This is a genomic window from Mesobacillus harenae (assembly GCF_013343715.1).
In the GTDB taxonomy this organism is placed as follows: Bacteria; Bacillota; Bacilli; order Bacillales; family Cytobacillaceae; genus Mesobacillus_A; species Mesobacillus_A harenae.
Genome location: NZ_JABUNR010000006.1, coordinates 198,872 through 210,916, shown reverse-complemented (window position 1 = coordinate 210,916; position 12,045 = coordinate 198,872). Strand labels below are relative to the sequence as shown.

Genomic DNA, 12,045 nt, shown 5'->3' with positions numbered 1-12,045 from the left:
CTCTTTTTTAAAATATCCAATTTCCTCAAAAAAAACCCCCCCGAGCGATTGATCATTTCCTGTTTATCAATTTTAGCTAGATATTAAGTAAACTAAACCCAAGCCGTTAAAAAGAGGCATCCGATAAAACCGGATGCCTCTTTGCCTAACTTTAAGAAAAACTCATTCCATTGCTGTAGTTAAGTCCTTTAACCAAGGGCGCCCTTTTAGTGGTTCAATCGTTACTACTGATTCATCATCAGCTCTGATGCTGCACAAATATCCAGCTTTCCCATTGATTAGCGCCATGCATTCTTTGCAGGCATTTGCTGATTTGCAAGAATATCTGACAGCGAGGGATGGATCTTCATGTTCACGGATCCAAAATATTAAATCAAGTAAACTCGCCCCCTGTTTATACGGGATTTTATACTCGACGAGGTTACTACCTTGGGTATTGTCCCCTCTCGTAATATTCAATGTGACGTTAGTCAAGTTCATCACTCCCCTATTTTAACGTTCGATTAATTAACACGTTGTCCATAATTCCATTTTTGATTTTCATCCAAAGTAAACCAGGAATGTACAGCGTCCTCCTGCTGTTTCGTGTAGTCCAACCTTACGTGAGCTCCTCTTGATTCTCGTCGTTCGAGTGCACCCAAAATAATGGCCTCACCAATAAAAGTCATATTATAGGCTTCTAGTTTTTCAACTGCGGATAATCCAAAGCTGTTTGCTTTTGCTAACGCTATCTCTTTACATTCTTCACGAAGAGAGCGAATGCTTTTGAGGGCTGTTTGTAGTTCTTGCTCTGTGCGAAGCGGTCCCGCCCCTATCCACATTGTCTTCTGGATTTTCCTTCTGATTTTTAGCATAGAGGCCTCATCAGCCTCCACATTTCTCGGATGCAAGAATGCCTGTAGACGTTCCCATTCATTCTTCATTACTGTATGTACAAGAGTTTCATATTCTCCAGCTTTACCAGCTGCCGCTGCAGTTTCACCCGCGATTCTGCCAGTTACCAAAGCTTCTGTAATCGCATTTCCTGACAAGCGGTTGGCTCCGTGCATTCCAAGGATCAATTCACCGCAGGCAAGCAGTCCCGGGACTTTGGTCTTCATCTCACTGTCAACCTTCACGCCGCCCAGCATGAAATGCGCCATTGGTGCGACCTCGACTAAATCCTCTGTTAAATCAACTCCTTGTGATTTTAAAATATCAATAACAGGACCGAATCCTTCCATTAATTTTTCTCTAGGCACCATTCTAAAATCCAAATAGGCGCCTCCGTGAGGGGTTCCCCTCCCTGCCTCAACCTCTTTAAAAATTGCATAGCTGGTCATATCTCGGGTTGCAGTGTATTTTCCGGCTTGTTCACCTGCGTATTTGTCCATAAATTCCTCTAAGTTTCCGTTTAACAGCCTTCCACCAAGCTTGTAACGGAAGGGATCCCACATAATCGGGTCGATCCCTACCAGTGGTGGATGTAAGTGGGCAATTGGGAAGAATTGAACCATTTCCATATCATAGAGCTCAGCACCTGCCTCAGAGGCAAGCATAAAACCATCGCCAGTCATATTGGTTGAGGCACTGTTTCGTTCATACGCTTCCGTTAGTCCCCCTGTTGCCAAAATGACCTGGGAAGCTGAAATGCTGACAGGCGTCATATCCTCCATAGAGAATCCAACAGCCCCAACGATGTGCTCTTCACTCTTAACAAGTTTCGTTATCATGACATTTTTTAACCTTTGTATTTTCGGATCTTTCCAAATGGATTTTCTGAGTCCCTGAGACGTAGCTCCTCCTGTATTTAAAATATCCACATACACACATCGTTGGCGGGAATGGCCGGGTGAAACTACCTGTGAACGTTTCCCATCCTTTGTCCTCGCCCAATTGACTCCGTAGCCTTCAACCTCAAGAATGACTTCAGGAGCCCTATCCACTATCGTCCTGACGATCTCAGGATCTGCCAGCCCTCTGCTGCCTTCCATTGTATCGGTAAAGTGGATATCAGGGTTATCCTCTTCGGCCTCTCCCAGCGCAACGGCTACAGTCATCTGGGCTAAAATGGTTGCGCCGCCTCTGCCGACTAAGCTTTTATCGGCTATGATTACCTCTGCCCCCTCGTCAGCAGCTGCTCTTGCAGCCATCATGCCAGCTGCTCCTGAACCTATTACCAATACATTTGTACTGTATTTCTCTTCCATACCCATCCTCCCTTAGGCTTTTTTAAAAAAACCAATAATTCAGAAACCATTATATTTTTTATTATCTCATAAGAAGATCTTGCCGAAAAGTAACCTGTATTCCTTTGCTTGTAGGTAGCGTAAATTACTAACTTAATATTTTACTAGGGATTTTCTTTCATATAGAATAGGTTAATACTGGTATTTTGAAAGGGAGGTTCAAATGGCAAGAATCACTGATTTGCTCTCGCGCTATCTGCCCCTGTTAATTCTACTTGTGTCCGTTGGAACCTATCTAACACAAGCACCACTACAAACACCTTCCTGGATTCCAGGGATGTTGTTAGGCTTAGTGATTTTCTTTGCAGGGCTTTCCCTGAATGTCTCATCACTAAAAGATATAAAAAACAAAAAAAAAGAATTGTTTATAGCAGTCTTATTAAAATGGACACTTACCGTACTTGTTTCAATCGCCCTTGCCCTCCTATTTTTCTCCTCCAATCCAGAAATAGCAGCAGGGGTAATTTTGGCAGGAACCGTGCCAAGTGCAACGGTAGCTGTTCTTTATACATTTTTAGCTGCTGGAAATTCATCATTAGTAGTAGCCGCTTCGTTACTAGATGTTTTAATTAGCCCTATTGTGACACCATTATCCCTTTATGCTATCTCAAGTCAAAATATTACTATTTCCTTTTGGGATTTATTACAGTCTTTTCTATACATTGTCTTGCTGCCCCTGGCAGCTGGACTCCTTGTCCAACGTACTTTTCCAATGTTTATTATCTACTCTAAACCGGTAGTTAAATTTGCTTCTTCTCTGTCAATCATCTTGATAGTATTCTCGATTATTGGCAGCGGAAAGTCTGCTATCGCCTCTCAGATTCAATTGCTGCCATTGATAGCGCTCTCGGCTGTCATACAAGTGCTTCTTCCAATGGGGGCCTCTTATTATATTGCAAAAAAACTATCGATTGCTGAGGCAGATGCGCGGGCTATCTTATTTCAGGTAGGTTCCTGCAATGTCGTGCTTGCAGCCATTTTGGCTTATGAATTTATAGGCGAGCTCGCTGCTCTTGCTCCTATCATCACTATGATCATTAATTTATCATCAGGCTCATTTATAGCAAGCTTCTTTTCCAAAAACACCGATTCACCTGTAAAGGCGAAGACAAGTTAATGATCCTTTTGAATGTTGTCACTTCAAAAATTATGAAAAGGTAGTTTAACAGCAAGCTCTCCTTACAATGGCTAGTCACACAAAACGGGATTAATCTGGGTGTAACACTTTCCATGCTGAGGAATGCCATCTCTAGCAGTTGCACAATTTAAATTTAGCAGGTAGGAATTCCCAATCGTATGTCGAATAAAATATAGAGTGCTTTTAAATACGTTTTAAAGGAGATAACTATGAGCGAGGATATCTTATACAAAAAATCTTATTTTAGCAGGATTGCAGAGTTGGGGAAACTTGCACCCGAGGGGTTTAAAGCTTTTGTTCAGTTTGATCAGGCAGCATTAGCCCCAGGAGCGTTAACTGGGAAATTGAAAGAGCTTATTGCTGTGGCAGTGGCCCATACTACCGGATGTCCTTATTGTATCGAAGTACATATCAATAATGTAAAGAATCAGCAGGCGACTAAAGCTGAAGTTTCGGAAGCGATCATGGTAGCAACTGCCCTCAAAGCAGGTTCAGCTCTCGCGCACGGGGTAAACGCGCTTAATGCTTTTGATGGCGGAGCTCCTGATGAGCTGTACAAAAGCTCTTATTTTCAAAGGTTAAAGGAATTCTCAGACTTGAATGGAGATATTTTCAAATCATTTATTGCTTTTGATCAACAGGCAATGAAACCAGGTGAGTTAACGGCTAAAGAAAAAGAATTGGTGGCTGTTGCAGTGGCTCATACGACTGGATGCCCATATTGTATCGATATTCATACTAAAGGAGCAAAAGGACAAGGAGCTGCCCTGGAGGAGATTGCCGAGGCCATTCTTGTAGCTACCGCTTTAAAAGCAGGTTCAGCAATTGCTCACAGTGTAAATGCTCTTAATGCTTATGACCAATAAAAAGAAAACACCTCCGTTAACTAACGGATTCTGTTTTGTAGTACAAAATACGAATTCGTATAGTAATTTGCACTAAAAACCAAATTGGTAAGGTAAATAGAAAATGCTTGGAGGTTATGACTCCAAGCATTTTTTATACCAATCTTATGAAAAAAATAAATAGTCCATAATCTTCAGGGCTTAATACTCGTTAGTGTTAGTAAGCTGCTAATAACATCATTCCTAGCTTCCCTAATTGGCATATGAATTCTCACACTGACAAAAATTAAGTCATTATGTAAAAAGAAGTGCGAATTACAGGGCTTTTTCACTGTTCATTTTGTTAATGACCTATAACCAGAAAAAAAGCAGTCTAATTCAGTTGTGAATAGAACTGCTGATTTATCTTTGTATTCGAAAATCGAACCAGTTATCTCTTTAAAAGAGGTGGTTTTTTTGATGGAAAAAGGCCAGCTTGGCTAGCCTTCCTTCTTAAAAATTATGAGCAAGATCCTTTGCACGAGCTATCCCATTTTCTTTGATTTCTTGTGCTTTGTCAGGCATAGCAGCATGTCCTTCGATAAACAAGCCTTCAAAAGATGGAACTCCGAAGAATTGCATGAGTATGTTAAGGTAACGGTGGCCCATTTCCATTTCAGCAGCTGGACCTTCTGAATAAATTCCACCGCGTGCCTGGATATGCAGTGCCTTTTTATCTGTTAAAAGACCAACTGGGCCTTCTGCAGTATATTTAAACGCCTTCCCTGCAACTGCAACTGAGTCTAAATAAGCTTTCATGACTGGAGGGAAAGAGAAATTCCAAAGCGGTGTGACAAAGACATATTTATCAGCTGAAACAAATTGGTCACTTAATTCAGAAAGACGGCCAACCTTGGCTTTTTCCTCTTCAGATAAATCATCAAATCCCTGGCCCGACTGAAGCTTACCCCAGCCACTAAAAACATCAACATCAATCTGTGGAATATTTTCACGATAAAGGTCAATATGGACCACTTCATCGTTTGGTTTCGCTTGCTGGTACTCGTCAATAAACGCTTTTCCTGCAGCCATGCTGAAGGAAACAGCATCGTCGTGGGGATGAGCTGTAATATATAAAACTTTTGCCATTTTTTTTACCTGCCTTCTCATGTGGTTTTGTCGTTTTAGTTTGCAGCATTTAACTAAAACTCATTCAGTCCTTTGAATTAAGATATTTTTAATTCGAACTAATAGTAATGCTTCCACTGATATTTATCCAATAATTTGCTCATTAAAACACAAACTAATAAAAAAAACGGAAGCGCCTTTAAGTAAACACAGACGCTGAAAATATGAGGCGGATATATCGGAAGTGGGTTAACAGTCAGTCTCGAAATCTGGATCCAACTAAAAAAGAGTGTTGGGTTAATTGGCGAGGCTACTCAAAACTACATGTACATTTTGCGCGGGTTCATTCGAGGACCCAAATCAAGGTCCCGTGGAAACCTAGTACCCTTCAGCGAAAATCAATAAGAAAGTATAAAAAGGCTGAAAAAAAAGGAAATGCCTGAGGCACATCCTTATCTGTTTAATTATTAATTTTCAGTTCCTTCAAAAGGGTTTCCAGAAATGTTCTTTCTCATTTCATCGGTAATTTTGAATTCGTTAACGGCTTGTTCACTGCTTGAAGCACCCTCAACCGGTACACTTCCATCATAGTGAAGGGGTTTATCGTTCATGCCTGTCACCTCCAGGAGTCTTATGTAGAATAGTATGAGCATAATTTTCGATATAATTACATTTAAATAAATTAATTATTTAGAAAATTATAAATCAATTATAATTCAAACGTCCTGGTAAGTATAGGTCTTTTTTCCTCATTCAGGTTTGTTATTCCTATTTAAACCTTTTTGAGCAATGAACGGTCAATTTCAGCTAATGATTTTTTTCCCGATAAGGCCATGGTTAGATCAAGGTCTGCAATTAAATTACGCAGCACTTGCTTGACACCTGCTTCGCCTGCTAGTGCAAGTCCGTAAATATATGGGCGCCCGACAAGTACAGCTTGTGCACCAAGTGCAATAGCCTTTACAACGTCTGCCCCCCTTCTAATGCCGCTATCCATTAGAACAGGCACTCTTCCAGCCACTGCTTCACAAACATCCGGTAAAGCATCAATTGCAGCAATCGCTCCGTCTACCTGTCTGCCGCCATGGTTGCTGACAATAATACCATCCATCCCATGTTCAACTGCGAGTTTTGCATCATCAGGATGGAGGATTCCTTTTAAAAGAATTGGCAGTGAAGTATGCATTCTTATGTATTGTAAATCATCCCAAGTAAGGGTAGGGTTACCGAATACTTGTGACCATAGCTTAGTCGCTGAAGCCATGTCTTCCTTCGGCGGCTTGGCTAGTTTTGAACAAAAGACCGGATCTTCTAGGAAATTTCCAATCCCCTTCCCCTGTATAAACGGCAAATATTTATTTTCAATATCCTTCTCCCTCCAAGCCATCATTGGAGTATCTACTGTTATGACTATAGCTGAATAACCAGCAGCCTCGGCGCGTTTAACCATGCTTGCCGCAATCTCGCGGTCGTTGCTCCAATACAGCTGAAACCATTTTAATCCGTCTCCGGTTGCCTCAGCTACATTCTCTAGTGAATGGGTTGAAGCAGTACTCGAAATAAAGGGGATGTCCATTTCCGAAGCAGCCCGTGCAGATGCCAGTTCTCCTTCAGGATGAATGATAGATTGAACGCCTATAGGAGCACATAAAATTGGATAGCTGAGTTTCTTTCCAAATAATTCGGTGCTCAGGTCTCGCTTTGAAGTGTCACAAAGCATGCGAGGTACGATTTTCCATTTTAAGAAGCCTTCACGATTTGCATCAGCTGTTTCTTCCCCGCCGGCTGATGCAGCGACATAATAATAAGGCGCAGCTTCCAGTTTGTTTTTTGCTTCCCTCTCCAGATCCTCATAGGATACAGGAACTACGGCTTCTTCTAGATGATTATAAACTTTTTGCTGCACTACATTTCCAAAACTCATTTGATATCCTCCTATGGTTATACTATCTTTATAATCTTCTTTGTTACCTGCGATGAATCCTGCTTGTTTCTGAAATTTTTAAATTATCCGCCCTCCTGCTAAGCAAAAAGAGAAAACTCTTTACTAATTAATGGTAAAATAAAATCTTGAAAGAAAAAACAACAGCAAAGTTGGTTTCTTACTATGGATAAACAAACACATGTAAAAATATATGGATTCGGGATTGCCTTGATTACAGCTTTGGCGGGCGGCCTCGTGTTCAATCTGATAAATACTCCAATACCTTGGCTGCTTGGGCCAATGGCAGCCATATTAATTGTCTCTCGTTTCCAAGCTGTCCTCTTATATTGGCCCCCTGTTTTTAGAGATATTGCCCTCATTATAATTGGTTATTCGATTGGACTTGCTTTTACGAAGGAATCTACCCTGCAAATAGCAGGCAGTCTGCCTATTATGCTTTTGATGACAGTATTGGTTATCTCATTTTGTGCAGTGATTGCCTACCTTTTTTCAAAGCTTACAAGAGTAGACTATCCGACGATCTTGACTGGCAGTATTCCGGGCGGCCTTTCACAGATGATTGTATTAGCAGAAGAAACGAAAGGAATTGACGTAACAATCGTTACTTTTTTACAAGTAGCAAGACTTTTGATGATTGTCTTTTTTGTTCCTTTTCTGCTGTTCGGACCTATGGTTGGTGCTGAAAACAGCTTTACTTCAGCTAGTTTCTCGGAAACAGCCGCTGTCCAGGCAAGCATGGGACGCTATATTATTTTTGCAGTAGTGGCTGTAGCAGGAGCACTTATCGCAAAAAAACTGCAGTTTCCGACTGCAGTTTTACTTGGTCCAATGCTTGCGACTGCTATTTTAACGATTAGCGGAATTCAGGGCCCGCCACTTCCAGTGCATGCGTTAGATATATCTCAGTTTTTCCTTGGTGTTTATATAGGAAGGCTGATGAAACCTGAGAAATTAAAGCACAAAACAAAAATGATTTCGCTGGCCTTGCTGAGCGGTATGCTAATGATTATGGCGTCATATGGATTAAGCCTTGTGCTTGTAAATCAGCTTCACATTTCATTGGCAACTGGTTTTCTTAGTCTTGCACCCGGAGGAATGGACCAAATGGCCATTCTAGCTCATGAAGTGAATGCAGATTTATCAATGGTAACAGGCTATCAGTTATTCCGTCTTTTCTTTATTTACTTTGCCATCCCGCCAATACTAAAAGTGTTATTTAAGATTTTTTTGAAAAAAGAAGCTGCAAGTAACTATAAAGTATAAAGACCGGGGCTAAAGCTTTTACAATAAGCATTCCTCCAATGTATCACAATAAAAGAGAGAATTTCTCTCTCAATCGGATTGACGGCAGTAGATAATTCTCCATAATAAGAAATTGATAGTATGTGAATAAAAAACTAGTTATTCGCAAAAATTATTGTTACCTACATAAGGAAATGTTTTGTTAAGAGAAGGAGTTCTTCCCATGATCCAAGATCAGGAGCGGTTAATCTTTTTAAAAGAACTTGACCACCTATTCGATGAATATAAAAACAGTCCGAATGATCAAGTACAACAAACCATTTATGAAGACATTCTTTTGATATGCGAAGCATTAATCATTGAAAAAGCTGATTAATGCTTTTTTATCTTCCATTCATCACGTCAATAATTTGATCAACCGGAACGGCTAGTCCCGCAGCGTCCTCATCTGCCCCAATTTGTGGAATGGTCTTTGCATAAACAACCGAAATTACTTTTCCATTATGATTAATGACTGGACTGCCGCTATTCCCTTTTTCAATCGGTGCAGAAATATGCATCGGAGCTGTGTTTTGCAAGATTTCCCCCTCCATGACAACCTGACTGTATGCCAAAGGGTTCCCAATCACGTAAATTGGGTCTGCAACTTGCCAGTTTTTTTCCTCCTGAAGCTCTAAATAAGGTAATTCATCCCCCTCAATTTTCAACAGAGCAATATCAAGTTCAGGATGAGATTCTATTTCCGTTGCTGTGAAAAATTCTCCATGTGGAAAAATAATTTGAAGGGTTCCTGCATTTTCAATAACATGGTAATTGGTGATGATATAGCCGTGCGGCGAAATGTTAAACCCTGTACCCTTGCTCCGTTCACTTTCTATTGTTACGACTGCTTCCTTATAGTTTTGGATATTTTCTATTTTCGATAGTTCATTGGACTTTTTTATAAATGACGGCAGATTAAAAACCTCCAGCCATACCCCCGTTCCGCTTATTAACAGGGCAGCAGCAATTATTAAAGCAATTAGTTTAGCACTAAACGACCGGTTTTTCTTCCGTTTCTCACTTTCTTCAAGTTCTTCCTCAGTAAAAAGAAAGTCCTCTAGTGGTGGTTCCTGGTCTTCTTCGTTCTCAGTATGGCTTTGTTTGGCTTTATACTGTTCATCTTCATTCATTCGAGTTTCCCCTCGCTTTGTTGATATTTATAGCTATGTTTTTTTCTTTATGCGCATCCTTATTGAGATTCCCAAAATGATGAGACCTGCAGTGAACATTAGCCATGGGTAAATAAACGGAAAAATAAGATTGGGATATCCTTGCAAGATGTTTGAGTAATAGCCCATGGATGATAAACCAGTTAGCGAGAAGTTAATAAGCTTTACTGCCAATGGCCGTTCAGCTCTTTCCTTATAGAAAAATCTTTCCTCTGTTACGCTCTGGTTGTGGTCAATAGTAATGATCTTCCATTGCCTGCTGTCTAAAGGAATCAGATCATCTGTCAGTCTCTGTACAATCTTGATTGAACTCTCTCCTGTTGATCTGTTTTTTACCGTTAATATATCCAGCCAGGAAAAATACCTGCTCCCTCTGCTTCGGTTAGACAGCCAAATTTCATCTGCACTCGAGATTTGCTTCCCATTTAATAAAAAGTGAATCTCGGTTATTTCTCCTGGGGGAACATTTTCGTCCCTGTCCCATTCCGTTAAAGGTGCTAACTGACCTGTAGGCTTTTCTGCAATTCCAATCTGCAATCCATTTACGGTAAGGTGCGGGCTATCGACTATATCCTTCCAGCCATCAGGCCTCTCATAGGCATGCTGTATATCATATTGTGTGTTTATTTTATACCCTGCCCAAAATTCTCTAAAAGTCTGAAACATCGGCCAAAAAGAAGCTGCAATCAAAAACAATGATATTCCAAATAGTATGTAAATCTTTTTCAATTTAAAGCCCCCGAACTGCTGAATCATTTGGATTGTTAAGCAAGGTATGCTTCCCATAGTTAAACAACCCGTTACTAAAACTATACATATCTTTTAATTTATCGGAAAAACTAGAAAAAAGGGGTGATTGTATGGAACTTAATCGTGTGAAGGAAATACTCACATCCAATAAAGAAATACCTGTGCACTTTCATGGCGTCCCGATCTGGATCGAAGATGTTGATGAAACGTCCAGCATGGCAACAGTACATTCCAGAGGAAGCCACGAAGAAAAGCAGCTTGTTTCCATTGATGCGCTAACTGAATCATAACTTAAAGCGTGGATTTCCACTCCATGCTTTTTTATATCAGTCAAAAGCTTATTCCGAAGGACTCGGATCCTGCTTCCGAATAAGACTCGAAAGTGACTTCCGAAAGACTCAAAGCCTTCGAACAAAGTAAAAATACCTCCGAAAGACTCGGAGTCCCCCTGTGAAGAAGCCTTAAACTGATTCTTTCTATTCCTTAAAACCCTACAAATAAACAACAATCATAAATGAACAGCTTTTTTAGGCCGGACTGACAATCTCAACGTGTTTCTTGAGGATAAAATCACACCGCATATTACTATGAACCCGCCTGCTAACTGATACCAGTGCAACTCTTCATTGGTAAACAGGATGGCAAAAGTAACCGCGAAAACCGGCAATAAATTAAGGAAAATCCCTGCCTTGGATGCCCCTACTTTCGATACACCGTTATTCCAGGAAAGAAAGGCCACAATGCTAGCAAAAAGAGCTACATACGCCAAAATTAAGAAACTCCCGGGTGTTAGTAAAATTGGCTGGTGAGCACGGCTCAATTCATAAAAACAGAATGGAAGCAGAATAAGGAGCCCAGTGAATGATGTTGCATAGAGAGTGCTGAAAGCTGGCAGTACCTGTGAATACTTTTTAATAATCACAGAGTATAGGCTCCAGCATACAACAGCAGTTAAAACAAACAGATCTCCCTTGTTAAAGGAAAACTCCTGAAGAACTTGAAAAGAGCCTTTTGAGAGAATAAAAGCAATCCCAAATACCGATAGGATGATCCCAGTTCCCTGCATGGCAGTAAGTTTTTCTCTCAAAATAATCACGGAGAACAAGGCGATGAACAATGGAATAGTAGAATTCACAATGGATGCATTAATAGAAGTCGTATAGTGCAAAGAAAGGTAAATAATCGTATTGTAAGCAGCAACCCCAGTTACGCTTAGCAGCAGAATCACCCATCGATGCCTCCATAAAAGCTTGAAATCCCGCTTAAAAGGTTTAATCATAAATGGGGTTAGCAGTAAGAAAGCGATTGCCCACCTTAAGACTGAAAATGTAATGGGTGGAAAATAATCAGCAGCAATACGGCCAATGACAAAATTCCCGCCCCAAATCATGTTCGCTAAAATTAATAGAAGAAAAGCCGATTGATTCTTTTGAATAGAAGCCACGATAAAAACCTCTTTCTTACAGGAGACAAATGAAAAGACGGTGCCAGGCCTTTATGCTGTCTGACTCTGATGTAATTTTTTTAAAAAACCTAAAATTCTCAGCACAGTATTTCTTTCTATTTCATTATCCGAAAT

13 protein-coding genes are annotated in these 12,045 nt (G+C 40.4%); 5 read left to right on the top strand and 8 right to left on the bottom strand.

Going from position 1 to position 12,045, the window contains the following annotated elements; translation table 11 throughout:
* Positions 1 to 162: 162 nt before the first annotated feature.
* Both HRJ06_RS09600 and HRJ06_RS09595 read right to left on the bottom strand, forming a co-directional pair.
* Positions 163 to 480: a 2Fe-2S iron-sulfur cluster-binding protein gene (locus tag HRJ06_RS09600; protein WP_174732511.1), complete on the bottom strand. Its 318-nt coding sequence runs from the start codon at positions 478 to 480 to the stop codon at positions 163 to 165.
* Between the two features lie 23 nt (positions 481 to 503).
* Positions 504 to 2,189 carry an FAD-binding protein gene (locus tag HRJ06_RS09595; protein ID WP_174732426.1) on the bottom strand — a complete coding sequence of 562 codons (1,686 nt, stop codon included), beginning with the start codon at positions 2,187 to 2,189 and terminating at the stop codon, positions 504 to 506.
* Positions 2,190 to 2,391: 202 nt separating this feature from the next.
* On the opposite strand from HRJ06_RS09595, the gene HRJ06_RS09590 reads away from it, so the two are divergent.
* Both HRJ06_RS09590 and HRJ06_RS09585 read left to right on the top strand, forming a co-directional pair.
* Positions 2,392 to 3,345: a bile acid:sodium symporter family protein gene (locus tag HRJ06_RS09590; protein ID WP_174732424.1), complete on the top strand. Its 954-nt coding sequence runs from the start codon at positions 2,392 to 2,394 to the stop codon at positions 3,343 to 3,345.
* Between the two features lie 230 nt (positions 3,346 to 3,575).
* Entirely contained in the window at positions 3,576 to 4,232 is a 657-nt protein-coding gene (locus HRJ06_RS09585; RefSeq protein WP_174732421.1) for a carboxymuconolactone decarboxylase family protein, read from the top strand.
* Between the two features lie 471 nt (positions 4,233 to 4,703).
* On the opposite strand, the gene HRJ06_RS09580 is transcribed toward HRJ06_RS09585, so the two are convergent.
* The 3 genes from HRJ06_RS09580 to HRJ06_RS09570 all read right to left on the bottom strand — a co-directional run bounded on the left by HRJ06_RS09580 (position 4,704) and on the right by HRJ06_RS09570 (position 7,242).
* Positions 4,704 to 5,339 carry an FMN-dependent NADH-azoreductase gene (locus tag HRJ06_RS09580; RefSeq protein ID WP_174732419.1) on the bottom strand — a complete coding sequence of 212 codons (636 nt, stop codon included), beginning with the start codon at positions 5,337 to 5,339 and terminating at the stop codon, positions 4,704 to 4,706.
* A 446-nt stretch (positions 5,340 to 5,785) separates the two neighbouring features.
* Positions 5,786 to 5,929 carry a hypothetical protein gene (locus tag HRJ06_RS09575; protein ID WP_174732417.1) on the bottom strand — a complete coding sequence of 48 codons (144 nt, stop codon included), beginning with the start codon at positions 5,927 to 5,929 and terminating at the stop codon, positions 5,786 to 5,788.
* Positions 5,930 to 6,090: 161 nt separating this feature from the next.
* Entirely contained in the window at positions 6,091 to 7,242 is a 1,152-nt protein-coding gene (locus HRJ06_RS09570; RefSeq protein WP_174732415.1) for a lactate 2-monooxygenase, read from the bottom strand.
* A gap of 183 nt (positions 7,243 to 7,425) precedes the next feature.
* Here HRJ06_RS09570 and HRJ06_RS09565 point away from each other — a divergent pair, with 183 nt between their 5' ends.
* On the top strand, positions 7,426 to 8,526 hold the full coding sequence (locus tag HRJ06_RS09565) for an AbrB family transcriptional regulator (protein ID WP_174732414.1): 1,101 nt from the start codon (positions 7,426 to 7,428) through the stop codon (positions 8,524 to 8,526).
* 202 nt (positions 8,527 to 8,728) lie between these two features.
* Complete coding sequence (locus tag HRJ06_RS09560) at positions 8,729 to 8,881, top strand: hypothetical protein (protein ID WP_174732413.1); 153 nt, start codon at positions 8,729 to 8,731, stop codon at positions 8,879 to 8,881.
* Between the two features lie 7 nt (positions 8,882 to 8,888).
* Here the strand turns inward: HRJ06_RS09560 and HRJ06_RS09555 are convergent, their stop codons facing one another.
* Together HRJ06_RS09555 and HRJ06_RS09550 are read right to left on the bottom strand one after the other, a co-directional pair.
* A complete protein-coding gene (locus HRJ06_RS09555; RefSeq protein ID WP_174732412.1) occupies positions 8,889 to 9,677 on the bottom strand; it encodes a S1C family serine protease in 789 nt (262 codons plus the stop codon).
* Positions 9,678 to 9,710: 33 nt separating this feature from the next.
* Positions 9,711 to 10,445 carry a hypothetical protein gene (locus HRJ06_RS09550; RefSeq protein ID WP_174732411.1) on the bottom strand — a complete coding sequence of 245 codons (735 nt, stop codon included), beginning with the start codon at positions 10,443 to 10,445 and terminating at the stop codon, positions 9,711 to 9,713.
* 131 nt (positions 10,446 to 10,576) lie between these two features.
* On the opposite strand from HRJ06_RS09550, the gene HRJ06_RS09545 reads away from it, so the two are divergent.
* The gene (locus tag HRJ06_RS09545; RefSeq protein WP_174732410.1) at positions 10,577 to 10,756 is read left to right on the top strand and encodes an H-type small acid-soluble spore protein; all 180 of its coding nucleotides are present in this window, start codon (positions 10,577 to 10,579) and stop codon (positions 10,754 to 10,756) included.
* A gap of 218 nt (positions 10,757 to 10,974) precedes the next feature.
* On the opposite strand, the gene HRJ06_RS23570 is transcribed toward HRJ06_RS09545, so the two are convergent.
* A complete protein-coding gene (locus HRJ06_RS23570) occupies positions 10,975 to 11,910 on the bottom strand; it encodes a DMT family transporter (RefSeq protein ID WP_338421071.1) in 936 nt (311 codons plus the stop codon).
* Positions 11,911 to 12,045 lie beyond the last annotated feature (135 nt).